This window comes from Tunturiibacter lichenicola, assembly GCF_051013355.1.
In the GTDB taxonomy this organism is placed as follows: domain Bacteria; phylum Acidobacteriota; class Terriglobia; order Terriglobales; family Acidobacteriaceae; genus Edaphobacter; species Edaphobacter lichenicola_F.
In genome coordinates, this window is record NZ_CP132944.1 from 4806744 (window position 1) to 4831702 (window position 24959).

Sequence of the window (24959 nt, forward strand, 5' to 3'; positions counted from 1 at the left end):
CTCGTCCTCACTGTTTTTAGAGATGCTTAATCTTCGCGCGAGCGCATTGGGCGTTGACTTGCAGACTGATCTATCGCGAAGGGAGGTGTGGATTGGCAACGATCGGTCTGTCGATGATTGTGAAGGATGGTGGCGAGGGCCTTCGTTCGTGTCTTGAGAGCGCGCGGACACTCGTTGATCAGATTGTTATCGCCGATACCGGATCGGCTGACAACTCCGTCGCGATTGCGAGAGAGTTTGGAGCAACCATTGTGAATTTCCCATGGTGCGATGACTTCGCGGCAGCACGGAATTCGGCGTTGACGCCTGTCACGACCGATTGGGTTCTGGTGCTGGACGCAGACGAGGAGTTGCCTCCGGAAACCCTGGTGGAGATAAGGCGTCTGGTGGATTCGGGAGAGGACACAGGCGGATACACGCTGTGGATCCGCAGCTATGTTCACACCCCTTTTGTTTATCTGGAAGGGACTTCCAGCCAAAAAAATCACGATGATGCTGAACGCGCGAGATCGGCACCTTTTTATAAGGAATTTGCATGCGTGCGACTCTTTCGGCGACATCCCCAAGTCTTTTATACGGGGTGCGTCCATGAGATCGTCAATGAGCAGATTCGTGCGCTCGGTATGCAGATAATGGAATCGGCCGGGAGGATACGGCACTACGGACGTCTCTGGGACGAGCAGACCCGGACGCGCAAACAGACCTACTACCGTGAGCTTGGGCATCGCAAGGTACAGGATGAGCCGCTGAATGTGAATGCGTGGTATCTTCTCGGACTTGCTGAATTTCACGAGGGCAATGACGAAAAGGCGCTGCGCTGCATGACGGAGGCCTTCACTCTGTCGCATCTCGCTCTGCCTCTCTACTTCATCGCTGCGATTCTTTATCGCCAGGGGAAGCTGGAAGATGCGCTCAAGGTGCTGTCCAATCTGGACGACGTCGGAGATATCGGGATGCAGAAGAATCACCTCAAAGGAAAGATTCTTCACGACCTGAACCGCCTTGCCGACGCACGAAGCTCTTATCTGAAAGCTCTTGAAGTCTGTGAGAGAGACCCAGCTCTTAGCGTGTGGCGATCATCGTTGGAGAGCCAGCTGGGATATGTCGAGGTACGTCTTGGAAACCACTCTACCGGCATGGAGTTGCTGCGCCGCTCCATCGCCACGGCTCCTGACGTGGTCGAGTCTCACGATCGGCTGGTAAAAGCATGCCTCGTCGCAGGAGATGAAGTCGCTGCGGCAGATGCAGCGGAGGCAGTGTTGGAGAACTTCGTTGGGGAGAAGCTATTTGCTCGCGCAGCGGCTTTACGCTTTCGAGTTAAACAACCACATCAGGCCCAGAGACTCGTCGAGTCCGGCCTAACTCTATTTCCGGAGTCGACTTCGTTGCGAAAGATGCAGGCGTAGCCGGAAGAGACACGCCAATCCCAGTTAGATAAGGAAGAACATGCAAAATTATGTCATTACCGTCATTAAACCTGAAGGCTACATCCATAGTGAATGTTTTCGGGAGATCGCAGAGACATTGCAGTTCGGATTGCGCAGCCTCGGACATGAGGCTCTAATACTGGACAATCTGGTGGATCCGAATGCAATTAATATTATTCTTGGGGCTCACCTGCTGGAACCACATGAGGAAAAGCTGCTGCCTGCTGGCTCGGTCATCTACAACCTCGAACAATTGGGCGCTGCACCGCTCTCTGCAAACTACTTGGATCTAGCGAAGAGATTTAAAATCTGGGACTACAGTCCGCTGAATATCGTGAAGTGGATTGAGGTCGGCTGTTCATCTCCTCCGCAATTGGTGGAGGTTGGATATGCTCCGGAGTTGCGGCGAATCGTATCGCGGCCGGAACAGGATATTGACGTCCTCTTCTATGGTTCGATGAATGAGCATCGGCTGAGTTTACTGAAAGAGCTGCGGAAGGCAGGCGTTAAGGTGCATGCGGCCTTTGGTGTCTATGGACGAGAGCGCGACGAGCTGATCTCTCGGTCCAAGATTGTCTTGAACATTCACTGCCTTGAGACGAAGCTCTTTGAGATCGTTCGAGTCTCGTATCTGCTGGCCAACTCGAAGGCAGTCGTCTCGGAGCCCTCGCCGGACATGGGCGCCTATTGCAATGCTGTCGCCATTTTTCCCAGCGAGACCCTCGTTGAAGGATGTCTGGAGCTTCTTCGTAACGATGAGAAGAGAAGGGAACTGGAGCAAAGAGGGTTTGAATACTTTTCTGGACGGAGTTTAGCGCAGATCCTTGGCCGGGTGATTCCGGCACAGCAGTTGATAGACAGTTCTGCTGGAAAGACGAAAGAGCTGCGACGTTTGTATCTGGATATGGTGCAACGGTGCGTCATCAATCTCATCTATGAAGATCCGAACCAGGACCATTGGTCGCCTCATCAGTTCAACAGGGCACTGAGGGAGCTGGGTCGCGACTGGCCGCTGCAGGCTCATAGCATGATTGGGAATCGGAGGATGTCGAACCTGCGCCAGATCTCGGAGTTTGTTATTGAGAACGAAGTCCCGGGAGATTTAATGGAGACTGGGGTGTGGCGCGGCGGGGCTTGCATCATGATGCGCGCCGTGCTGCAGGCACATGGCGTGAACGATCGCAACGTCTGGGTTGCGGACTCATTCTGTGGATTGCCAGAACCTAAAGCGGAGATCGCGGCCGACTCCGGAGACAAGCATCATACCTTTGCTGAACTTGCGGTCTCAATTGAGAAGGTAAAATCAAACTTCAATAAATATGGTTTGCTCGATGGGCAGGTTCGGTTCTTGCAAGGCTGGTTTTCTGATACGCTTCCACACGCGCCAATTGACAAGCTGGCTGTGCTCAGGCTCGATGGGGATATGTACGAGTCCACGATGGACGTTCTCAGAAACCTCTACGATAAGGTCTCTGAAGGTGGGTTCATCATCGTGGATGACTTTGGGGCCGTACAAGGGTGCCAGACAGCCATTCTTGAGTTCCGTGCGAATCGAAAGATTACTGATCCTATCCATCCGATTGATGGATACGGCGTGTTTTGGCGCAAGTCCGCGTCGCTGCAAGGGACAAAGGCATAGCTCTAGGAGATGAGGATGGCGACGATCGGTCTCTCTATGATTGTGAAGAATGGTGGAGGGAATCTGCGCTCCTGTCTTCGAAGCGTGTGCTCTCTGGTCGATCAGAGTGTGATCGCAGACACCGGTTCAACCGACGATACTGTGGAGATTGCCAGGAATTTGGCGCGCTTGTCGTTACATGTCCGTGGACGGATCACTACGCCGAGGCCAGGAACGTGGCTCTCGCGCCGATCAGCACAGATTGGGTGCTTGTATTGGACGCGGATGAAGAGCTCACCGTTAAGGCGAAGCGGATGATTTCCACATTACTGGAGTGCAGCGAACGCATCAGCGGATATACGTTGACCTTCCGAAATTATTTCAAAGACCGCATCACAGGTATGCTCGGTTCCTTGTCGCGAGAGAATAAGGACAGCAGCCAACGAGCGAAGGTTGCTCTGTCCCACGCGGAACATTGCAACTGTCGGCTCTTTCGTCGCCACCCGCAAATCTATTTTGCTGGACGAATTCACGAAGGGGTCGAGTCACAGATTCTTGCTGCTGGTTTTGAGTATCGTGATTCTAATATCGACGTTCTTCACTTCGGTACCGAGGTTGCGGCGAAGCAGGAGTACTACTACGCGATAACGAAACTGGCGGTAAAAGAGGCTCCGAACAACCCGCACTTATGGCTTTGAAGCACGACGCGACCGAGGCAGGCTGCGGCATTGCGATTGAGCCTTCAGCAGTCGAAGGTCGCGAGACAGATTGCTGTGACGGGCATACTGCGTTTTCCGAACTCCGACATGCTTCTGAGGGTGCATGCTTCATCGGCTTAGGGCGAAATCGCTGGCGGCATGGCGGTGCTATTCAAAAATGACTTGCCAAATCGGCGAAGGTGGCGAGTTCGAGTAGATGCCGCCCTGCAGGAGGCTGGTTAACGATCTCGTGTTCGAGGACCCACGTGAAGTCGTGAGGGATGAAGATGGCGTTCAGTCCTGCACTGAGGGCAGGGTTTATGTCGGAGCGTGGGCTGTTGCCGATCATCCATGTATTGCACCCGTCGCATCCGTGGTTGGTTGCGAGGGATAGGTAGGCTTCGCGATGTTTTTCCGGAAGTACCTCTACCGCGCTGAAGTGCGGGGCGAGTCCGGAGCGGTGCAATTTGTCGATCTGCTCGTCTTGGTCTCCCTTGGTGACGAGAATAAGGCGATGGCGAGTGGCGAGGTTGGCGAGTGTGGTGTCGACGTTCGGCAGAAGCTCTATCTCCTGATCCGCGATGGACTGGGCGAAGCTTTCGATGCGCCTGTGCTTTTCGTCGGTGATTGGCGCGTCCGTGAGTTGCTCGAAGCAGGTGACGAGGGAGCGGCGAAAGCTCTGGAGGCCATAACCGTGTGACTTGACCGTGTCGTGCTCGACGCGATTGAGATGTTCGCGAACCTCTTCTGCGGTGTGAATGCGGTGATCGAGATAAGAGATGAAGCTGGTAATCGCTCGCTCGAAGTAGATGTTGTTTTCCCAGAGAGTGTCGTCAGCGTCGATGAGCAGTGTCTGGCGTGCGTGCCGACGAGTAGTCTCGGAAGATTGGGCGGTCTGGTCTGGAGCGGTCACAGGCTGATTATAAGTTGTGCGGGGAAGCCATGTATTAAGGCGTTTTGGACGACGGTTGGCATACAGGTATGGCACGGTTGGGGGATGTCTCCCTGTTCTTTGGTATGCCAGATTGATAAGAATGGGTAATGGGTACGACTCAGCATTCGTGTACCGGATGCCAAATCCATCCCAATAATCTACGGGCCCAAAGTAGTGTGGTTGTCGAGTGTGGAACTTTGCGATGTAGTTCTGCAAACCTGCAGGTGTTGCCTTTATGATGAAGTTATATAGAGGTTTATCCGCTTGGAAGCCACTCAATAAAGTGCCGGATAGAAGGCGAACCAGAGGCATGATTCCAGAAGCTGGCCAGAGGTTCGGACCGTACGAGATCCTGGGCAGACTGGGCAGCGGAGGCATGGGCATTGTCTTTCGTGCGTGGGATGAACGTCTGCATCGCGAGGTTGCGGTAAAGATTCTGCAGGACAGCTATAAGATGCCAGGCATGCGCGAGCGCTTCCTGCAGGAGGCCAGGGCCGCTTCGGGATTGAATCATCCAAACATCTGCACGATCTTCGATATAGGCGAACAGGATGGTGATCCCTATCTTGTGATGGAGCTGCTTGAGGGTGAGACGTTGAACGACCGCATCGCCCGCGGAGCATTATCGGCCGACGAGATCGTCCGGTATGCCGTGGAGGTTACAGATGCACTGACGGTCGCGCACGCTAAGGGCATTGTGCATCGAGATATCAAGCCAGCAAATATCTTCCTGGTGAAGATGCCGAATGGAAAGTGCCAGGCTAAGGTGCTGGACTTCGGGCTGGCGAAGATCGGGCTCGAGATGCGTGGGGGATGGGAGTCTCGTTCGCTGGATCTGACGCTGGCGGGTGCGACCGTGGGAACGGTGGCGTACATGTCACCGGAGCAGGCAAGAGGCGAGCCCCTGGATCTGCGGTCCGATTTCTTTTCACTTGGCGTTGTGATGTATGAGATGGCAACTCGGCGGATACCGTTTGAAGGGACAACCAGTGCGCTTGCTTTTGTGCAGCTCTTCAATCAGATACCAGACCCGGTGCGTGACTGGAACGATTCGATCCCACGTGATCTTGAGCGGCTGATTCTGAAGTTGATGACGAAGGATCGGCGAGCAAGATTTCAGACGGCGCCGCAGTTGCACGATGCATTGATAAGAGTTGGCGAGAAGGTTGCGCGCGGAAGATGGCTTCACAAAGGAGTGATTTCAGCGGTTCCCCTGGTTCGCACAGCCGATCCTGTGGCCCGCCGCCGGAGACGCAAGGCTGGGCGGGCACTCGGTGACGCGCAAGGAGAGAAACAGTCCGCGATGAATGCCTCCGCTTCGAGTTTCGACCGTAGAGATCGGTGGGAGGCCGTGACGGAGAGAGACCGTGGCGCGGCCGAGCGAAGAAGTTCGTCTTCGGCGGTAGGGTCTGTAAAGGTCGAGAGTGGCGAGACACAGCCGCATATATTTAATCCCGCCGCCGGAAGTAGCGATCCTTCTATCAATGCCGCAGAGGAGGATACCGATGGCGATCCTTTGGTTGCGGGGCAATCGTGGGGTTCGCGATCTCTCATCAGTCAGGTTGAGTATGGTGTGAAGGATGGTCTGCATTTTGCTTCACCGGGGTCCCTTGCGGATGCCGATGAAATCAGAGAGTTGGTCGAGGAGCACGCCGGAAGAGCGCGGGCGCGGATACGCATGGGACTTGCTGTATCAGCAGCTATCGTCGCCGTTGCTGGAGTTTTTTTACTGGCACGTAGCGGATTCTTTCGACCTATTGTATTGGAATCGAACGATCGTCTGTTGTTGACGGTGATCCAAAATAAGACGTCCGACAAAGCTCTGGATGGGACGGTAATGGAAGGGCTTGAGATTGCGCTGCGACAGTCTAAGTCTCTGGATTTGCTTGGCGGCGAGGCCTACCGCGCCGGGCTTCGGCAGATTAAGGCCGAAAGCGGCAATGTGACAACGATGCCTGAACAGCGAGTTGCGCAAAAGGTGCGCGCAAGAGCATACCTTTATGGTGAGATCACTGGTCCCCAGGCGCCATACACGATCAGCGTCGAAGTGTTGGAGGCCGACTCGAACGATCAAGTTGCGAGCCTGGAGGAGACGGCTGCCAGCAGGGAAGAGATTCCAGCAGCGATTGGCAGACTGGCAAAGGCGGTGCGAGCGGAGGTAAGTGAGGATAGCAAGGCAGACCTACGGAGGAGCGTTTCTTTGGAAAGAGATGCGTCGCCGAAGGTCGATGCACTGCACGCATACGCGATGGGCGAAGTCGCGATGCGAGACGGACGATGGCGCGATGCTCTGATGGCATATCAACAGTCTGCAGTGCTCGATCCAGGTTTTGTGCAGGCGCAACTGCGTCTTTCATGGCTTTATCACGATGAGAAGGCCGAGGTGGCGGCGGCGAATGCGGCTACTGCGGCACGAGACGCGTCAGTACATGCAGACGAAAAGGTAAAACTGCTGGCAAAGTTCAGCTATGAGATGAATGCCAGTGGAGACACAGACCAGGCTGCAAATACGATTCGTAACTATATTGCACGATTTCCTCTTGACGTTGACGGGATGAAGGGAGGCGCGCTGGTTCTGCGTACACAAGGCGATCTGCTCAAGGCATTGAAGATGGCTCAGCAGGGATATGGGAGAGATCCATTCGATGCGCAGACTTACGCTGAGGCCGAGCTTGCTTTGATCGGACTGGGCAGGTACGACGATGTGTTGAAACTGGAGGCGGAGGCTAAGAGAGCCGGAGTCTTTGGAAGTGCAAATGCGTTGACGGCTGGGTATCTGGTAGGGAGAGACGACTTGGTCGCTGGACAGGTCGATGGGATGCGGCATGCTCTTAAAGAAGAGGCGCCTGCTGAGACAGGCGCGCAGGTTTCGTACGCTGAATGGAATAGCTACGGTCTTTACATGGACAACACGGGGAGACTGAGCGAAGGAAGGGAGATCTGGAGAACGACGGCCGCTTCAGCAAGTGTTGTGCACGATCTCGCAGGAACACAAGCATATCTGTTAGCACAGGGAGCGTTAGATCGAGCACTCGCGGAGAGTTGTACCGCGGCATTGCAGATGGCCGATGAGGTTAGAAGCCTGCCGAAGGGCGTTGTTGCGAGCTTCAATGCAGGAATGGCGGCTGCTCTCTGCGGCGATGAACCGTATGCGGAGAAGACGATAGTCGCGATGACGCAAAGTTTTCCGCAGAACACCGCAGTGGCTCAGTATTACGTGCCGGAGTTGCAGGCTGCCGCTAAAATTGGAGTGAACGAGCCGGCAAGAAGTATCCAGACTCTGAATGATCTAAGTAAATATGACGCGATATCAATGACACCTTATCTGAGAGGGGTGGCTCACGCGGCGTTGGGACAGACGTCGCCGGCCATTTTAGACTTTCAAGTTGTGCTGGCACGCCATGGTAGCGCGTGGGCTCTGCAGGGCAATATCTTTCCAATGGCTGAGCTCGGAGAAGCGCGTGCTTATGCAGCAAGTCGAAATAAACCCGAAAGCGTCAAGGCGTATCAAGAGTTCGTGAGGTTCTGGGACCACTCGGATCGAAAGCAGGCGCTTATGAACGAGGCATCCGTTAGAAGCAAGTAGCTCTAGCGATCTTGTTGCTAATCCTGGCGATAGTTCAGTGAGCAGACACACCTTTGGCAGGTTGCGTTGGTTTCAACATCGAGTGATTGGCGAAACTCCCGAGCCGCGGTTCCATTGACAACCTCCTCCAGTGTTGAGGCAGTTATATTACCGACGGAGCGGTGAAAAAAACATGGCCGCACGGAGCCGTCGATCTCAACAACAGAGGAGACCCAGGGAGCGTTGCAGACCGGAGCTTCCGGATGGATTTGTCCCAGGTGTTCGCGGAAGTGCCGCGAGATTCTCCTTAGTTTTGCAGGAGATTCGACTATGAATTTGGATCGAATGTCGGTTTCGTATCTTTCGATGAGTAGTTCGATTTCAATTTCAAGAGCGGTCGCCTCCTCATTACTTAGACCTATCTGACTCTGCTTTTCGCCAGGCCATAGGAGCGGGCGGTTGAAGGCCTCTGATGTGAGATCGGCGGCCAAAAAAGAGACAGAGTCCAGTCCTAGCTCCTTTACCGCATCGACGGTCGCGAGCAAGTGACGATGGTTGGCCTTCTGTACGGTAGTCCGGCAGGTCATCGGAAGTGACGGGTTGTAACTGCGGACGGCAGCCACGCCTCTTCGGATAAGATCGTAGGCTCCGTTGATGCGACGGATACCGTTATGAATCTCCTCCGGCCCATCGATAGAGACAATGACATCGTCGAAGAGTGCGGCCACCTCCTCGGCACGCTTTAAAAGTAGAAGACCCGTGGTCAGGAGGGTCAGGTGAATCTTCTGATCGCGAAAAAAGTTACAGAGCGCTGCAAGATCGTTGTGCAATAGAGGCTCACCACCGGTGAGAACTACGTGTCTGACTCCAAGGTTCTGCATGGAGGCGCGATGCCGCTTGAGATCCTCCGCTCGAATCTGCTCCTTCTTCTCGCGCTTCCAGATATCGCACATGACACAGCGGCAGTTACACAAGCTGTGGGCATTCAGGATGAGAATCGGCAATGACGCGATAGTAGACGCAGGCCTTGTTGGCGAGGACGCCGCGGCTGTTTCATGCAGAACCGGCATGATCCACCCTCTTTCCTCCAAGACGGAGATCTCTGCCTATCGATTTTCTAGCCTGAGCCAGTAGATCTTCGACTGGAGCGCGGAGCCATCGCTCGTGACCCTCAATGACGAGTAGCTGTAGCCCGGCCTTCAACGAATCGGGAAGACGTGCATAGAGGGGCGCACTTGCAAGCTGGACTCGTCCACCCAGAATGACCAGCTCGACCTGGTCGAAGGTGAGGTGAGCAACGGTTTGAGCGGGAGTCAGGCCCTTGTCATGGACGGCAATGAGATCCGCTATTGCACCTGGCCTAAGGCGCCCTTCTCCACTGCGGAGACGCAATACACTGGCCGATCGTGCAGTGACCATTTCATACAAGGAGTCCACATCGACACCAATCTCGTTACGGGCGAACTTGATCTCATCGAGAAGGTCGCCTGCCGAAGTAATTGGAGAGTCGCTGCCCAGAACAACTGAGTTGAGCGTCTTAATCAAGGTGGAAGAAGGTGCGCTCTTAAAAAGAAATTGATTCGACGTTGGACAGACCACGAGAGCGGAGCGGCGCTGATTGAGCAGAGCCATAGCTTTTCTGTTCAACGCGAGGCCATGTACTAGTATTGTGCGGTCATCAAGTACCTGCATGCGGTCCAGATCGAAGATCTCCTGCGCACTCTTTGCATCAACACCCTCCGCGGCATGCAAGATGAAAGGCAGATTCGGCGGAGTGTGGTCGTAGTTGTGTAGAAGATCCGGATCCATCGCAAGCGAGTGTGCCCAGCCAAACCGTGAGAGTACGCGGACAGGAAAGTCATTCGCAAGTAGCTCCCGTGTGAGCGGGTTATGATGACAGACGGTCGTTACGCCGGAGACTAGATTACGGATCGCTCCCCACCACAGGCGAACAGGCTTTGGTACTTTGCGATGACGTGCGATGACCGCCGCACATGTTCGGTGAATCTCTTTTGCCCACTCCGTAGAGTTTTGATAGGGCCCGGCGCCCAAGTTGGGGAAGAGAGCAAACTCAAGATGATCGTGCGCATTAATGAGTCCAGGTAACAGGAGATATCCGGGTAGATCGATGCTGTCGCTCAAGGATGATGAGGTTTCTACCTGTTGGCCAGGTCTGCTTGAGATAGAACGAATGTGGCCGCGCTCGATCGCGATAGTTGCAACGGTAGAAGCTTCTGAACCGAGCGCGTAGCTGGCCCCGGAAAGACAAAGAGGCTCGGGCCTCTCGGTCTGATTTTGAGCGCGTGGAACTACTGTCACTTTCTTTCGTAGTTGGAGGATGTAGATGGCAGGGAGATCTACGGATGCCTCGTAAGATTCGATCCTTCCGTTTTGCTCGAAGACCTTCTTTTCCTGCGACTCGAAGTGCGGCTCTATGAGCGTTAGTAACTCGAATCCCCAGGCTTGAAAGGTCGCAATGATCTGTTGGATGAAGTGACGATTGGCAGGTATCTGCTCTTCTGTGGCATTTACCCTGAATGACCTCTTCCAATTACAGGAGATAGCAGTGTCGGGGTGCATGTCACTTAGAAACACGTTGGAACCTGGACGAGTAACTCGGTGAAGTTCGCGTGCGAACGTATCCAGATTCTCAAGATAGCTAAGAACAAAAGAGGCGATGATTAAATCGACAGTGGCATCCCGAACCGGCAAAGCGGTACAACTGCCGAGACGTATATCTGCTGCCGGACCAAGCTTGGTTGCAGCACGGTGCAGCATCTGGGCGGATGCGTCTACGCCAATTAGGCTCCTGGGGGCATGAGATGCCAGAAGCTGCAGCCACCGGCCAGTGCCGCAACCAACATCGAGCACGTCGAGGCCACCGACGTCTGGGAGCATCTGGCTGAGAAAGCGTTGCTCCAGCAGCAGCAGCGGATTCGGCTGCTCGTCATAGACCTGCGCCCATGTATCGAAGGCTTCTGAAGGAGAAACCGCAGCCGCATTCATAAACTTTCTCGCTTTGGTTTGCGGAGATTAATCAACTGGTTGGCCCACTGAAGTTCGACTGGAAAACGATAGATGCGCAAAGCGTAACGCCAGGAACTCAGGGCCTTCAAGAGTGCCCGGCTCCATTTTGGAGCGCGGATGTCCTGGACTGTGGGCCAGCGTGACCCAACGACAATCTCGAAGTTGTCGATAAGATCTTTTGTCTTGCGTTTCAGCCAGGGAGCCTGAGTGTCAATGCGCAAGGTGAAGTCCATCCATTGTTTGCTGGCCCATTCGGCTGGCGTGGATGGCCAAGCAATCTGGCCGTCAATATCGCCATACATGTTTCCTGGTTGAGGCACCGGCGTGTAGTGATAGATGATGATCTCAGAGTCGGGATTGATCTTCTTCAGCTGGCGGATGAAGGCCAGGGTCTCGCGTGTGTCTCGTTCAGGGTCGCCGGGATTTCCGATGACGAAGGAGAACTCTGGAATGATGCCGAACTTTTTCGTTCGTTCCGCTATCGTCACGGTCTGATCTGTCGTGATACCTTTCTTCATCTCCTTGAGGGCCCAATCGGAGCCGGACTCCGCTCCGAAAAAGATCATGGTGCAACCGGCTCGCTTGAGGGCGGCGAAGGTTTCATCGGAGTAGCGTGACATCACATCGACACGAGCCTCGCACCACCATCGAAGATTGAGGTGTTCGATACGTCTTGCTAACTCGAGAGCGTGATCCTCTCTGAGAAAGAAGTTCATATCGTAAAACTGAACGGAGTCGGCACCGTAGTTCGTCACGAGATGGGTGAGAATCGCGGCGGTACGTTCCGGGGACTCCATGCGCTCTTTGTTCCCATAGGCTGCATGCACGCCGCAGAAGCTGCAGTTGAAAGGGCAGCCGATACTGGCATGGTGTACTGCGGTGCGCTTGCCAAAGAAAGACGGACGTAGATACTTCTCCACCGGAAGTTTATGGAAGGGCGACCAGGGGAACTCATCCGGCCCCTTCATCGGGCGTTCCGCGTTGTTCCTTGGCAGGCCAAAGATGTCTTTGTAGGACAGGCCGAGGATCGATTCAAAGGTGCGTTTTCCACGCATCGCGTCGAGGAGCTCGAGAAAGGTATCTTCCCCTTGCCCGCGAACGATGTAGTCGACATATTTTGCATTCAGCGCCGCGTCGGGATAGACAGAAGGGAAGTAACCTCCCCACACAATCTTGACGTGTGGATGAACACGACGAATCTCGCGCGACGCCTCCATCGCTGCGACCATCTGCGGGCCTGGCATTACGGAGACGCCGAGCAACTCGACATCGTGTTGCTCTATGAGTCGAAGAATAGTGGCGGTCGAGTTGTCATCAACGTTGCCGTCAACGATTTCGTAGTCTTCACGACCTTCAAGCACTGCTGCGATAGCCAGTACAGCGAGGGGGAGACGGCGGTTGCGCGGTCTAGTAGCACGCGGGTTATAGAGAAGGATCATTTTCGGACCTTGGCAGTGTAGATTCGGAATCGGGATGGCTCGCGCTTCCCGCGTAGCTTTGCAAGCAGCGGCCGCATTGACCAGCGAACTCCGTAGTTCGGAGTGAGTGTCTGCCAGCGGATGCCGAAGCATGCCTCGGTTCGCTGTAGTCGCTGATCCGTAAGGTATTCGAGGCTTTTGAGTCCGTCAGATGGAAAGCCATATCGCTCGGTGAAAACCAGACGACGTTCAGCGACCATCTGCTCGCCGCTCTCCTCATTGCTGTACCAGGGTGTATCAGCAATAAGAACCGTTCCACCAGCGCAGGTGCAGCGCAGGGCCTCCGCGACGGTCTTTTCATAGTTCTCGGAGTAATGAAATGAGGCGTTATAGATGACCAGATCAAATTCATCGTCGGTGAAGGGGAGTGTGTCCAATTCGGCTTGAAAACGTGGGAAGAGCGTTGGAAGATGCTTCCTGTAATGCGCAGCCGCGCCGAGGCCATCGCGGTCGTTGGTTAGCAGATCCACCGCAACTGGTGAGTGGCCATCGAGTGCAAGACGATAACTCATCCAGCCGTTACCTGCACCGAGATCCAGGATCTTCAAAGACCTCTTCAGGCTTGGACGCAGACTGGGCAGGATATTTCGTTTGATGTAGAGAAAGGTCTTGGCCCGTATCGCCCATTGCTGACTATTGCTACCCGATAAGTCACGATAGGGCAGGTTGAAATAGTATTCTGCATCCGCGCTACCGCGATTTTCGGCTGATCGTATAAATTGATAGTCCCTGATAAAGCGCGAGAAATGATCAGCGCGCTCGGGCAGTAGCGATCTCCAGATACCCTGCTCGCACTCTAACTTCAAACAGCAGTCTGAGCAGACAAAGGTTGTATCGGCAGCGTTTGTCTTTGGGAGATGGCCGATCCATCCACTGCAGCGTGGACATTGCAGACACAAACCTTTGTGCTGAACAATGGTAGCGGCGGCGGCTTCTGAATGACTTGTCATAATCATGCCTGCACTCTCTCAAAACGAAGGAGCATATGATCGCCAAGTACACGAAACCAAGGACGAGTTGCGACGATTGCGTCAGTTGCACGCAAAAAACCTAACAGTCTGGGATGCTTGCAAATCCAGCTCTCGACATAGGACGGCGGGACGGTAACGCCGATGCCCGTGACTGATTGAAGTGTGAAGCAAGGAGAGAATAACTCCCGAAGCTGCCGCACGGTTGGGTAATAGACATCCACGGTAAACTGGCCGACTGTAGCGGTAGCGTGGCCGAAGCATCTCCGAAATGCTTTGCGGAACTCTCCGTGAACAAGAAACCAGACGATCTCGGAGATGCAGAAACGTGTCGAAAGGCAGATCAAGAGTGGAGCACCAGCAGGTAACAAATTCGCAAGGTCCCCAGCTGTCTGTCTTAGATTAACGACACAGTTCAACCCCGAGAAGTTTGAGAAAGCGCCGTCAAACATAGTTGGACACTCAATCTCGCTGAGGTGCTCCGTCGGCAGCAGGCTGAACTGCACACTCGTATCCAGACCTTCCACAGAGAGACGTTGGCTGGCAACTTGAATCATCCGCTCGGACGCGTCACAGGCAAAAACAGAGATGCCGTTGCGTGCAAGGAAGAGAGCATCTTCGCCTGTGCCGCAGTTGAGCTCAAGGACGTGGTCACCACTCTGGAAGATCTGTGTAAGTACATTCCAGACGACAGTTCTCTGAGCGCGGCCTATCAGTGATTTCGTAAAAAGGTCATCATAACCTTCAGCTAGTTGATCAAATGCCTGGATAGCTTGCGGCTGAGCTGTTGCGGCAGGGCTCATGCTTCTACCTCCATGCGGGTAGAGTGCAGGCCTGAACGAGCGAGTTGGATCTCTCGGCGCAGGCTGGCTGCGACGTCGGATTCAGCCGCTGGTGTGCCAGCCAAGCGAGCCAGCTGAACTTCATCCTTCAGGAGTTTGTCTGCGTAGCTATAAAACTTTTGCGAGTGTCGTCCCTTGATCTTGATCTCGCGGTCGGAACTTGTTCCCCATGGCTTGAGTTGGACAAGTCGATCGGAGATTTTCTTGTAGTAAGGTGTGCCTTTGATGGGATAAGAGACAGTGGTGAAGAAGATGTCAGGCTTCGAGACGCTGACGTGCTTGATCGTTGCCTCGATATCGTCCAACTCTTCGCCTTCATAGCCCCACATGAGAAACATTCCGCTCTCGATCCCTCGTTCGCGGCTCATTGCGACTGCCTGTTGCACCTGCTCGATCTTGACACCACGATCCATCGAGTCCAGGATGCGTTGCGAGCCGCTCTCTGAGCCAATCCAAATACGGAAGCAGCCAAGCTCGGCAAGGACGTCGAGCATCTCTGCGTTGAGCCGATCGGCACGTGAGATGCACTCGAAGGGAATGCGCAGGCCGCGTCGGCGCATCTCTGCCGCGTAGTCTCGAAGCCATTTGTGGTTAATCGTGAAGACGTCGTCTGAGACCCAGACCATGTCAGGCGTGTAGGTTTGAAGCAGCCACTCCACTTCGTCTACAACGAGGAGCGGATCACGACGACGATGTGTCTGACCAAAGACTTGATGACTGCACCAGCGGCATTTGTAGGGACATCCTCGGGCGGTGATGAAGTTCACGGAACCTTTGCCGTGTGCATCGCGCCAGGTCTTGACATAACGTCCGACATCAATGGCATGACGTGCAGGCCACGGTTGACTATCGAGATCGGCTATCTGGCTGCGCGGCGCTGTTTCGTGCATATTTCCGGCTGAGTCGAGATACGCGAGTCCCGCAACACTAGTAAAAGAACTTGCATCACCGGCGCGAAAGGCTTCGAGTAGTTCCTGCATGGTGAGCTCACCTTCGCCAAAGACGACGTAGTGCGCTCCTGCCTGCAGATATTCCAATGCGTACGCGCCCGGTTCCGGGCCACCGACGATGGTCTTCCAGCCTGCTTCCCGCGCCACCTTCAGTGTCTCCACGACGTTGCTGCGCGTCATAAGGTTTGCGTAGATACCAAGGACAGACGGCGTCTCAGTGCGGAGATGTTTGAAGAGTGCTTCCCGGCTGGAAAAGGTAGTATCGAATACATCGACATCGAAGCCCTGTTTCCGAAGATGAGAGCACAGATACAAAATTCCAAGAGGGGCATAGGGCTTGAGGATTTGAAGCTCCTTCGGATCCTCGTAGAGAAAATAGCCGTGGGTGAGGAGAAGCTCGGCCATTTAGATTTGCCTCGCTGCTGAAGTTAAACTCTGGATGGGAACAAACGTTTGGTCGTCGCGGTCTTCTTTCGTTTCATCGAAGGAGATTGTGGTCGCTTCGGGGACTCTAGTTATCGGTTCGAGGTCGTATACCTGTTGCCAGAGAGAAGCTAGATCAGCGCTCTGGTATGAAGGGTCGCTGTTTTTCCATGAGTCGACTTCTGCATGGAGTGCGTTTCTGAGTGCTCTATAAAACTCGTCTTGATAAGCCGCAGAAAACATAACGCAGAGATCATCGCTGTCGGTCCAATTCCGTTTTGCGCCAATCTGTGCCTGAACTCGCTCGTAAAAAATGGTGCCGGGGAGTGGATACGAAAACGAGATGCCAATGTCGTCCGGTCGTGTATTCCGGACGAGTTCGATGGTGTGCTGTATATCTTCCCATGTCTCTCCCGGATAGCCGAACTGTAGAAAGTAGCATGCGCGGATGCTATTTTCAGAGAGACGAGCTCGCGCAACGATAACGTCGGGAACACGTAATCCCTTGTCCATCGCGTTAAGCACTTTTTGAGAACCAGATTCGACGCCCATCCAAATCTCCGCGCATCCCGCTCGCTTCAGGTTTGCCACGGTCGTTTGAGTCATAAGATCTGCGCGAGACTGGATTTTAAACGGCAAACTGCACCGCATCGATTCAATCTCATCGGCAAACTCCTGTACCCAATGATGATTTAGAGCGAATACATCGTCTCCAAACCAGATGTGCTGCACACCGTACACCTCTTTCAACTCGCGTATCTCAGCTGCGACAACATGTGCGGGACGGATCTGGAACTTGTCTCCGGAGATTGGCTTGGCGCACCAGTTGCAGCGGTAGGGACATCCACGACTGGCCACAACGTTGGTGGAAAAATGACCATGTGCCGCGCTCCACGCCTGGCGATACGGTTCGAGATCGATAAGTTCGCGAGAGGGCCTTGGAAGTGCGTTCCATGAGACGTTCTTTGGCGCCTTACCCTGACTCTGCACGGAGTTCCCTGCAGGGTCGAGATACACAAGGCCTGGGATGTCTGAATATGGACAATGAGAAAGAAGCGCGGAACAAAGCTCGACCAGCGTCTGCTCGGCCTCTCCCAGCAAAACAAAGTCGACTCCGTTGCGTAGATAGAGTTGAGCTTGATCGGTTGCGTCGGAGCCATGTGCAATAACGACGGCCCCGGCACTCTGCGCCTCGCGCGCAAGTTGCCATGCGAGCTCACGCATTCGAGTCAGGCACATCTTTGAGAGAAAGTTGAAGTCATCTTCGTAGATGACCACGAGTCGAGGCTGTTGCTGTTCAAGAGCCGACGCAAAGCGGACGTCAGGATCTTCGAGCATTGTGTCGAAAACGGAGACGGAGATGTTCCCAGCTTTTAGAGCGGAGGCCGCGTAAAGCGTACCCAACGGCGGATACGGTTGCATCTTACGTACCTGCTTGGGGTCGTAGGGGAGATGGTAGGAGTGGGTGATCAGTACATCTGCCACAGATTACCTCCTTCTCTTGTTGGGCTAGCAGGCACTGGCAGGCTCCTTTGGAAGTTCCTGGCCCGTTACCAGTGAACGACGAAGCACAATTCGCTCAGAGAGATTTGAGAGCCAAAGTTCCCAGGGAAACGCATAGTGGCTGGAGCGAAGGCGCCAGCGAATCGGGGTTTGCACAATAAAACGTACGGCGTGCCGGAGCCGCGAGTAGTTGTTTTGCTTTCGGTCAATCTGACTATTCAGCAGAAAATACTTAAGCATTCGTTGCAGTCGTGAAAGCTCTTTTCCCTTGAGCCACGGCAGCATATTTGCGCCTAAAGGCATATCCATCCACTCGCGGAGGTTCTTCGGCTCGGGGACGCCCAACTCTCGGAGTTGCGGCCAGATTGGGATGCCCGGATAAGGGGTGAAGATATTTGGTGAAAAGCTAACATTAGGGAACTTATGGCCGATGTCGCTCATTGTCTGAAAGGTAATGATGCGATCAGCCTCTGTCTCACCCGGGTATCCGAAGATCAGGTTGAATGTGACACGGATTCCGCCAATTTGCGCCTTGCGCGCCGTCTCGTACATCTCGTCAACTCGCTGGTGACGTTTGTTCATCAGCTTCAAAACCGACTCAGACGTAGATTCAGTGCCGAAGCCCATGTGCGATACGCCGCTTGCGCCAAGCAGGCGTACATCGTCTTCGCTCATACGGCAAAGGAAGTCGGTGGAGGCTTGAAAAGTCCATTTGAACTTCACGCCAGAGTCAATGATTCCGCGTGCAATCTCGAGCGCGCGTGGGAGCTGAACCGGAAAGTTCGAGTCAAGTAAAGCGACCTCATCAATGCGATAGCGGGTGACGAGGTCGAGCATCTCAGCGACAGTACGGTCCGCAGACAGCGCGTTGAATCTTCGCTTGTAGAAGACCATGTCCGTGCAATAGTTGCACGCGTAGGGGCAACCAACACTGGTTGCATAGGCGAGCTTTCGGATCCCGGAGAGCTTTTCGTACGCGTCGAAGTTAGTGAGATCAAATGCGGGAAGGGGAAGGGAGTCCAATGGCTCCACCTTGCGGTCCACATTGTGAGTTCGTTGCCCGTTTTTCTTCCATGAGAGCCCGGCTATGCCGCCGAGCGGCTTTTTCCCCGCCAGGGCCTGAGCGACTTCAACGATTGTAATTTCGCCCTGGCCGCGGACAACCATGTCAACAAAGCTTTCACTTAGAGTCTCATCGGGTAGAAGCGTGGGGTGCCATCCACCAAAGATGATTGGAAGCCACGGTGTCTGGCTCTTTACAGCTGTCGCCACCTCGATGGCGCCCCCGATCATAGGCCCTGTCAGTACGGAGATTCCGACACACAGCGCATCTACGCTTTCGCACTCTATTCGTGTCAGGTAATCGGGCTCAATCGCAGCGTCGATCATTACTACGTCGAAGCGGGCTTCTCGCAGTGATGCCGCGAGAGCGAGCAGGCAAAGCGGCGCCCCCAGAGGAGGGCCATCGTAAGCCGGGTAAAAAAGTACAACCTTGCCTTGGCTCAGCATGCGGCCTCAACTGGCTCAGGGTTGGGCTCCAGGCGACGTGCGTCCACAACAGGCTTGAAGCCGGCAGTTCTTTCCTTGAGCTTGTCATTGACCCAAAGTTCCACTGGAAAGCGATACAGACTATGATCAAGCCGGAAACGAGCGGGAAATGAAATACATTTTTGTGCCAGTCGGGTAATCCGAGTGCGCCGGTCTACACCTATCGGGATGCGATCGAAAGCTATGCGCAGGTAGTCGCGCATAATTTGTAACTCTTCGTGATCGCGTCCGTTCAGCCATGGCAGTTTCGTGTAACGCGGGAAGAACTCGGCCCACTTTTCGAGAGAGTCTGGGGCTTCGATGCCAAGCTCATCTGCCCGGTTCATAACATTTGTTCCGGGGTATGGAGTGAAGATATTGGTCCAGAATTCGGTGCCAGGAAAACGTCGGCAGACATCCATAATGAAGTTCATGGTCTCCCTCCGCTCTTTTTGGCCTTCTCCTGGATACGCAAAGATGATGTTGAAAGACGGACGCATGCCTGCTGCCAGGCAGCGCGCCGCGCTCTCGTAGATGTCCTCAAAGTTCTGAAAGGTCTTGTTCATTGCCTTCAGAATCTTAGGCGATCCCGAATCCACGCCCTGACAGATCTGATGTAGGCCGCTGCGGCGTAAAAGCTTGAGATCCTCAAGAGACAGTCGCGAGGTTAAATTTGTAGTTGCCTGAATGCTCCACTGAAACTCTGCTCCGGCACGGACCAGACCTTCGCCGATTGCGCGGGCGCGATCCAGATCGACAAGAAAATTGTCGTCCACAATCCAAAGCATATTGAGGTTGTAGCGGCGACTGAGATCGACAGTCTCCTCCACAAACTGCTCCGCCGGAAGCGCATTCCACTTGCGTTTGTAGACCGCTCCATTGGTGCAGTAGGCGCAATCGAATGGACAAGCCAGGCTGGAGGTGTACATCGCCCAACGCCTGCCGCACATACGCTCATACGCATCAAAGTCTGCGATGTGGTAGGCCTTCGGAAGTTGATCGACGATGGGTTTGAGAGCCCGTTCTGGAGTGAAAGTGAGTTTGTTATCTCGCTTAAAGCCGATGCCGGACACAAAGTCTGGCGCGGAACGATTCTCAATATGGCCTACCAGTTCGAGAAAAGAATCTTCGCCCTGTCCGCAAACGACATAATCGATGTAAGGTGCCTGTAAGGTCTGCGTGGGAAGAAGCGATGGGTGCCATCCGCCAAGCACGATAGGAAAGTCGGGATTCCAGGCCTTGATGGCCTTGGCAATTTCGACAGTCTCTCGAATCATCGGCCCTGTTACGAGCGAAATTCCGAGACAGAGTGCATCACGTACCTCTTCGAGCACACGCTTCTTGTAGTTCGGAGTGATGGTTGAATCGATCAAGACCACCTGATAGCCAGCACGAATCAAGGGCGTAGCGACGGCCAGAATGCCCAGAGGGGCCGTCGCATCGGAGCTTGCGAAGGACGGAAAGAAGAAGACAATTTTGCGGGACTTGGGCAATGCGATCTCCTCGCTCATTGTGGACGATATGACTTGTAGTGGTCGCAGTTGTCATGTCCATGTCAGCGATTTGTAAAGTTTTTTGCAGGCAGCAAAATTGCCCCTTTCATTAGGGTAGAGTGAAGCCCAACAGGTATTCTGATGTCATCAGTTTCGATCGATCGAACCGTTCTTCCCTATAGCAGGGAGCTGTGCTTCGCTGGCGCACTTTGCACGCTGGGCACCAACTCGCGCGATCTGGCCGACGTGCTCGAACTTCTATCCATTCCCGCAAATGGATTTGGTTTGAGCCAATTCGATATGCGGATTGTCGTCGATGAGTCTTTGCCTCAAGCTGCGGGGCGGCCTCATTTTCGGGGATTACGTCACATGGTTGTAGCGAGCTTCGGTAGTTCGAACGTCTTTATCTTCGATGTTTTGCGCCGGAAACTCAGCGCAAGTATCTCAGGCGTTGTTGCGCGGGACTATCAGTTCTGGAAGGAAAAGCTGATCCCGATGACTCTCGGCATTCTTGGCGCTGCCATCGGCTTGGTTCCGATGCACTGCGCATGTCTTGAGTCAGAGGGCGATGGCTTATTGATCGCAGGAGCGTCGGGCGCTGGTAAGTCCACACTTTCTGTAGCACTTTCACAGGGAGGCTTCAACTACGTCTCCGACGACTGGACCTATCTGTCCCAGCGGGACGAAAGGCTGGTCGCTCATGGCACATCAGCACCGGTGAAACTGTTACCTGATGCTGTCAACCACTTTCGAACCCTAAAGAATTTTAGTGTTCAGACATCAATGAACGGCGAACTTGCATACGAGGTCGATATTGCGGAGACCTTCGGCGTGCGGACAGAGCTCGGGTGCGAGCCCCGCTGGTTAGTCTTTTTGGAGAGGACGTCACGCCCTGGTGGTGACTTTACTCCGATGTCGCCCGCGGCGGCGCAAACCTACCTCAATTCCAGTGTGGAAAGACTGCCGGCTCAGTTGTCCGAAGCAGCAGCGACACGGGAACGGATCATCGAAAAAGTTTCACAACTGCCGTCTTGGCGCTTTAGTTACGGGGGCACCCCAAAGTACGGTACAGAGAAGCTTCGCGAGTTTATTGCGTTTCGCAGACGTGAGGTCTACGCATGAGGACTGAGACATCTTGGCATCCCGATCTACTCCGTAGATTTGTCGCAACTCCGTTTGTCTTTTGCAGTAGCAAAGGAGCAAATCAGATCTGCATTCAATCGAACGACCTGGAGATTGCGCTGAGCATCCGGCGCTCCTGTGTAGTGCAACACCCGCCTGATAAGTTCAATGTGCTGACTTGGAAACTTATTCGCGATGTGCCTGCGCCGGCAGAGGACACTCAAATCCTAACTGTCACCGATGGACCACTCCGAACGTTGTCCTATGGCACGGGAACTATCTTGATTCACGATAGGCAACGGGCCGAAGTCTTGGGATTTATCTCGGCACAGGTGAAAGCGGAGCAACTTATCTCGTCTTTGCTTCCAGCACTTTTTGACTCGCAGGCACAAGACTGATGTTCAGCTTGTGGCTTTTACAAAGAAGTGACAAACAGAACATTGCATAATGACAACTCAACTGCTCCTCTCCACTAACTTGAGGATGCGTTATGTATTCAAGTGATGTTTAGTGTGTTTCGACGAACAAAATATTCGAGATCTGGCTGCAGATCATAGGAAGGTGGAGTAAATGAGGCGTGGAATAATCGCAAAGGCAATTTTTGTTGGGGCTGTAGCTATTGGCTCTTATGCACTCTCCGGATCCTCTTTTGCTCAAGAAGCCCCTAAGAAAATTGATGTTTCGGTAAAGAAATTCGGCTATGCGCCTGCTGAAATCACCCTAAAAAAAGGTCAGCCCGTTGTTCTTGAGCTGACAACTCAGGATGTGGCTCACGGCCTCAAGTTCAAAGAGTTGAATCTCAATACGAAGATCGAGAAGGGCAAGACGGCCGAGCTTGCCTTCACGCCAAGCCAGGTCGGAGACTTTGTAGGTCATTGCTCGGTGTTTTGTGGCTCGGGTCATGGCTCAATGACACTTACACTCCACGTCACGGAGTAAAGAATGCAGCGACCCGGTTTCGTCTCGTTGTTGGCTCTCCTCGTGGTAACTACGGGGTGTAAGTCAACTCCACCAGGCAGGCTGGAGCGGAACGTTATGACTTGGAGTAAGCACTCCGTGTTTATACGTAATAAGTCGGAACATAACCCGCTCAGGCCGACCGAAGAAAATATCGCGTCGGGCAAAGAAGCCTTCACGCACTACTGTGTAGCCTGTCATGGATTGGATGGGCAAAACACAGGTGTTCCGTTTGCAGATGCCATGACGCCGCCAGTGCCCCTGCTTAGCTCCGCAGAAGTCCAATCGTACAGTGACGGCCAGCTGAAGTGGGTGATCGACAACGGCATAGCTCCTTCTGGCATGCCCGGCTCGAAGGGAATGCTAAGTGATGACGAAATTTGGGCCACTATTCTCTTCATTCGCCACCTGCCCCCAAAAGGTAGTCTTGGCGACCCATCTCTCTACGATAAGTAGTATTTCAAGAATCTACTAGGAAGGAGCAAATCACGAATGAATCGTCAGTTAGCACAAGCCGTGATTGCTACTTTCCGCGAAGCGGATCCCGAGAGCCACTTTCGTCGCCTATCAGGATTCCGCTATCGATCTTGGGTAGGAATATATGGTTGGCTTGACGCCAGTGGTTTAGCTCTCTATTTTCTTGCACAAGTTCAGGCGTTGGGTATTGAAGCCGCAATTCCCGTACAGGTGCTACAACGACTCGAAGGAAATACGGCCGATAATGAGAAAAGGACGGCCAGCATGTTCCGCGAGTTTGTGGCGCTCAACCAGGATTTTGAGCATGCTGGTCTGCTTTATGCCAACCTCAAGGGGTTTACATTAACCCCTGATTCCTGTGCGGATATAGCTCTGCGCTGTCAGCTCGATCTCGACTTCCTTATATCTTCAAAAGATGCTCAGCGCTGCGAGGGTATCTTGGCGGCACGAGGATATTCACTAGTCGGAACAGGGGTGGACATTAAAGAATTTAAGGCAGACAGCGAACGAGTGCCATCCGTGCGAGATCTTTACAGGGCAAAGCCTCAGCGTAGCGTGGAAGTTCATTTAGTCGATTGTGATGGAGGCGGTGACAGCCCCCGGAAGAACGAGCTCTCTCGCCTGCGATCCGGAAAATGGGAGAATTCGGAGTTTCCAGCCCTCTCGGATTTCGACAAATTTCTCGGACATGCGCAGCACTTGTTCAAACACCTAAAAAGCGAATGGACCCGCGCGTCATGGATTCTTGAGTATTCAAATTTCATCAGGTTTCATCAGGAAAACAAAGCACTGTGGTTTGAAGTAGAAGAACATTTGACACAGAATCCAGAAATGAAGGTTGCAGTCGGAGCCGTAACTTTGTTTGCCAAACAGAGTTTCGGCTCCGACTCTATCCCTGAAAAGCTGAAGGCGTCGGTTCGAGAACTTCCTGCACCAGTGCGGCTGTGGGTTGAGAGATATGGAAACAATGTGCTGATGGCTAAATATCCGGGAACCAAGCTCTATTTGTTGCTCTTGACGGCTCTGTCTCATGATGAAGCTGTGCTGCTCCCAAAAAGCAACAAGATCTTTCCCATCCATCGTCCTCCGAGAGTTACTGTAACGAGCGCAGAAATAAGTCTTACAGTACAGCTGGTTCAATTTTGGCAGCAGACACGTTTTTTTTGCGTCCGGCTAAAATTTCACGTCCGTCACGGATTCGTTTTGTTAGTGGAAAAATCCCGTTGGAAAAAAAGCATTACCTCATTGCAGATGTAGTCAGCTTTGAATTTGTCCTACTTAATAGGTGTGGTACGAGGTCCATTAATGCTGAACGGGGAGGCCACGATTACCTAAGTGACAGGGCGAAGCTATAAATTGGCTTTTCAAATCAGCTCAGCTTTCATTTGTCTAAAGCGCACGGCAGTTAGGAATTTCAATGATAGACACGAAGACATCCTCGGATACAACCTTGAATTGGTATGCTCTGCATACTCGATCAAGACACGAAAAACGAGTCGCAGAACGGCTCGGGTTGCAGGAGCTTGAAACATTTCTCCCTGTCCATCGCACAAAGCATCATTGGAAAAATGGTGTTCATGCGGAGGTAGAGCTACCTCTGTTTCCTTGCTATTTATTTGCGAGAGCATCCATTCAAAACCGGACCCGTCTGGTGCAGCAACCAGGAGTGCTCGGCTTTGCCGCGTCCACATCAAGACCGACCATCATATCTGACGAAGAAATCACGGTGCTGCGAGTCGCTGTCGAAAATCTAAAAGCAGAACCACATCCCTACTTAAATAATGGTGATGCAGTCCGAATTGTGGCGGGTCCGCTCGCCGGCATGGAAGGTATTCTGACGCGGCGCAAGCAAGAATATCGTGTTGTTCTGTCCATTGATGCCATCATGAGATCGATCGCCGTTGAAGTGAGTGAGTTTGAGATTGAGCCAAAGGGTGAGAAGCGTTGAAA

18 protein-coding genes and 1 pseudogene are annotated in these 24959 nt (G+C 53.5%); 9 read left to right on the plus strand and 10 right to left on the minus strand.

Annotation, left to right across the window (positions count from 1 at the left end; all coding sequences use genetic code 11):
* The first annotated feature begins 92 nt into the window (after nt 1–92).
* From RBB82_RS20125 to RBB82_RS20135, 3 genes and pseudogenes are all read left to right on the plus strand, one after another.
* Nucleotides 93–1406 carry a tetratricopeptide repeat-containing glycosyltransferase family 2 protein gene (locus tag RBB82_RS20125; RefSeq protein ID WP_433972522.1) on the plus strand — a complete coding sequence of 438 codons (1314 nt, stop codon included), beginning with the start codon at nt 93–95 and terminating at the stop codon, nt 1404–1406.
* 40 nt (nt 1407–1446) lie between these two features.
* Entirely contained in the window at nt 1447–3066 is a 1620-nt protein-coding gene (locus tag RBB82_RS20130; protein ID WP_433972523.1) for a TylF/MycF/NovP-related O-methyltransferase, read from the plus strand.
* Nucleotides 3067–3102: 36 nt separating this feature from the next.
* A pseudogene (locus RBB82_RS20135) lies at nt 3103–3743 on the plus strand (glycosyltransferase).
* 172 nt (nt 3744–3915) lie between these two features.
* Here RBB82_RS20135 and RBB82_RS20140 read toward each other — a convergent pair.
* On the minus strand, nt 3916–4731 hold the full coding sequence (locus RBB82_RS20140; RefSeq protein WP_433972524.1) for an HAD family hydrolase: 816 nt from the start codon (nt 4729–4731) through the stop codon (nt 3916–3918).
* 256 nt (nt 4732–4987) lie between these two features.
* Here RBB82_RS20140 and RBB82_RS20145 point away from each other — a divergent pair, with 256 nt between their 5' ends.
* Nucleotides 4988–8263: a protein kinase domain-containing protein gene (locus RBB82_RS20145; protein WP_433972525.1), complete on the plus strand. Its 3276-nt coding sequence runs from the start codon at nt 4988–4990 to the stop codon at nt 8261–8263.
* A gap of 17 nt (nt 8264–8280) precedes the next feature.
* On the opposite strand, the gene RBB82_RS20150 is transcribed toward RBB82_RS20145, so the two are convergent.
* From RBB82_RS20150 to RBB82_RS20190, 9 genes are read right to left on the minus strand one after another with little or no spacing between them, the layout of a single operon-like run.
* Nucleotides 8281–9312 carry a radical SAM protein gene (locus RBB82_RS20150; protein ID WP_433972526.1) on the minus strand — a complete coding sequence of 344 codons (1032 nt, stop codon included), beginning with the start codon at nt 9310–9312 and terminating at the stop codon, nt 8281–8283.
* A complete protein-coding gene (locus RBB82_RS20155) occupies nt 9296–11248 on the minus strand; it encodes a methyltransferase domain-containing protein (protein ID WP_433972527.1) in 1953 nt (650 codons plus the stop codon). The genes RBB82_RS20150 and RBB82_RS20155 overlap by 17 nt, the downstream gene beginning before the upstream one ends.
* A complete protein-coding gene (locus RBB82_RS20160; RefSeq protein ID WP_433972528.1) occupies nt 11245–12708 on the minus strand; it encodes a B12-binding domain-containing radical SAM protein in 1464 nt (487 codons plus the stop codon). Before RBB82_RS20160 ends, RBB82_RS20155 begins: the two co-directional genes overlap by 4 nt.
* A complete protein-coding gene (locus RBB82_RS20165) occupies nt 12705–13703 on the minus strand; it encodes a class I SAM-dependent methyltransferase (protein ID WP_433972529.1) in 999 nt (332 codons plus the stop codon). Before RBB82_RS20165 ends, RBB82_RS20160 begins: the two co-directional genes overlap by 4 nt.
* Nucleotides 13700–14518, minus strand: a complete 819-nt coding sequence (locus RBB82_RS20170; protein ID WP_433972530.1) for a class I SAM-dependent methyltransferase — start codon at nt 14516–14518, stop codon at nt 13700–13702. Before RBB82_RS20170 ends, RBB82_RS20165 begins: the two co-directional genes overlap by 4 nt.
* Nucleotides 14515–15912 carry a B12-binding domain-containing radical SAM protein gene (locus tag RBB82_RS20175; protein ID WP_433972531.1) on the minus strand — a complete coding sequence of 466 codons (1398 nt, stop codon included), beginning with the start codon at nt 15910–15912 and terminating at the stop codon, nt 14515–14517. Before RBB82_RS20175 ends, RBB82_RS20170 begins: the two co-directional genes overlap by 4 nt.
* On the minus strand, nt 15913–17415 hold the full coding sequence (locus RBB82_RS20180; protein WP_433972532.1) for a B12-binding domain-containing radical SAM protein: 1503 nt from the start codon (nt 17413–17415) through the stop codon (nt 15913–15915).
* A gap of 24 nt (nt 17416–17439) precedes the next feature.
* Nucleotides 17440–18942: a B12-binding domain-containing radical SAM protein gene (locus tag RBB82_RS20185; protein WP_433972533.1), complete on the minus strand. Its 1503-nt coding sequence runs from the start codon at nt 18940–18942 to the stop codon at nt 17440–17442.
* Nucleotides 18936–20453: a B12-binding domain-containing radical SAM protein gene (locus RBB82_RS20190; protein ID WP_433972534.1), complete on the minus strand. Its 1518-nt coding sequence runs from the start codon at nt 20451–20453 to the stop codon at nt 18936–18938. Before RBB82_RS20190 ends, RBB82_RS20185 begins: the two co-directional genes overlap by 7 nt.
* Before the next feature lie 141 nt (nt 20454–20594).
* On the opposite strand from RBB82_RS20190, the gene RBB82_RS20195 reads away from it, so the two are divergent.
* The 5 genes from RBB82_RS20195 (at nt 20595) to RBB82_RS20215 (ending at nt 24957) form a co-directional block, all read left to right on the plus strand.
* Complete coding sequence (locus tag RBB82_RS20195) at nt 20595–21575, plus strand: hypothetical protein (RefSeq protein WP_433972535.1); 981 nt, start codon at nt 20595–20597, stop codon at nt 21573–21575.
* A gap of 570 nt (nt 21576–22145) precedes the next feature.
* Nucleotides 22146–22514, plus strand: a complete 369-nt coding sequence (locus RBB82_RS20200; RefSeq protein WP_433972536.1) for a cupredoxin domain-containing protein — start codon at nt 22146–22148, stop codon at nt 22512–22514.
* Between the two features lie 96 nt (nt 22515–22610).
* Nucleotides 22611–22988, plus strand: coding sequence for a c-type cytochrome (locus RBB82_RS20205; RefSeq protein WP_433972537.1), 378 nt, complete (start codon nt 22611–22613; stop codon nt 22986–22988).
* Between the two features lie 36 nt (nt 22989–23024).
* Entirely contained in the window at nt 23025–24266 is a 1242-nt protein-coding gene (locus tag RBB82_RS20210; RefSeq protein WP_433972538.1) for a nucleotidyltransferase family protein, read from the plus strand.
* Nucleotides 24267–24426: 160 nt separating this feature from the next.
* Nucleotides 24427–24957 carry a UpxY family transcription antiterminator gene (locus RBB82_RS20215; protein WP_433972539.1) on the plus strand — a complete coding sequence of 177 codons (531 nt, stop codon included), beginning with the start codon at nt 24427–24429 and terminating at the stop codon, nt 24955–24957.
* Nucleotides 24958–24959: the final 2 nt, after the last annotated feature.

What these genes read in the sequence shown, in the direction of transcription:
- RBB82_RS20130 (WP_433972523.1), top strand. Translation starts at nt 1,447, where the DNA reads ATGCAAAATTATGTCATTACCGTCATTAAACCTGAAGGCTACATCCAT.
- RBB82_RS20145 (WP_433972525.1), top strand. Translation starts at nt 4,988, where the DNA reads ATGATTCCAGAAGCTGGCCAGAGGTTCGGACCGTACGAGATCCTGGGC.
- RBB82_RS20150 (WP_433972526.1), bottom strand. Translation starts at nt 9,312, where the DNA reads ATGCCGGTTCTGCATGAAACAGCCGCGGCGTCCTCGCCAACAAGGCCT.
- RBB82_RS20155 (WP_433972527.1), bottom strand. Translation starts at nt 11,248, where the DNA reads ATGAATGCGGCTGCGGTTTCTCCTTCAGAAGCCTTCGATACATGGGCG.
- RBB82_RS20160 (WP_433972528.1), bottom strand. Translation starts at nt 12,708, where the DNA reads ATGATCCTTCTCTATAACCCGCGTGCTACTAGACCGCGCAACCGCCGT.
- RBB82_RS20165 (WP_433972529.1), bottom strand. Translation starts at nt 13,703, where the DNA reads ATGATTATGACAAGTCATTCAGAAGCCGCCGCCGCTACCATTGTTCAG.
- RBB82_RS20170 (WP_433972530.1), bottom strand. Translation starts at nt 14,518, where the DNA reads ATGAGCCCTGCCGCAACAGCTCAGCCGCAAGCTATCCAGGCATTTGAT.
- RBB82_RS20175 (WP_433972531.1), bottom strand. Translation starts at nt 15,912, where the DNA reads ATGGCCGAGCTTCTCCTCACCCACGGCTATTTTCTCTACGAGGATCCG.
- RBB82_RS20185 (WP_433972533.1), bottom strand. Translation starts at nt 18,942, where the DNA reads ATGCTGAGCCAAGGCAAGGTTGTACTTTTTTACCCGGCTTACGATGGC.
- RBB82_RS20195 (WP_433972535.1), top strand. Translation starts at nt 20,595, where the DNA reads ATGTCATCAGTTTCGATCGATCGAACCGTTCTTCCCTATAGCAGGGAG.
- RBB82_RS20200 (WP_433972536.1), top strand. Translation starts at nt 22,146, where the DNA reads ATGAGGCGTGGAATAATCGCAAAGGCAATTTTTGTTGGGGCTGTAGCT.
- RBB82_RS20205 (WP_433972537.1), top strand. Translation starts at nt 22,611, where the DNA reads ATGACTTGGAGTAAGCACTCCGTGTTTATACGTAATAAGTCGGAACAT.
- RBB82_RS20210 (WP_433972538.1), top strand. Translation starts at nt 23,025, where the DNA reads ATGAATCGTCAGTTAGCACAAGCCGTGATTGCTACTTTCCGCGAAGCG.
- RBB82_RS20215 (WP_433972539.1), top strand. Translation starts at nt 24,427, where the DNA reads ATGATAGACACGAAGACATCCTCGGATACAACCTTGAATTGGTATGCT.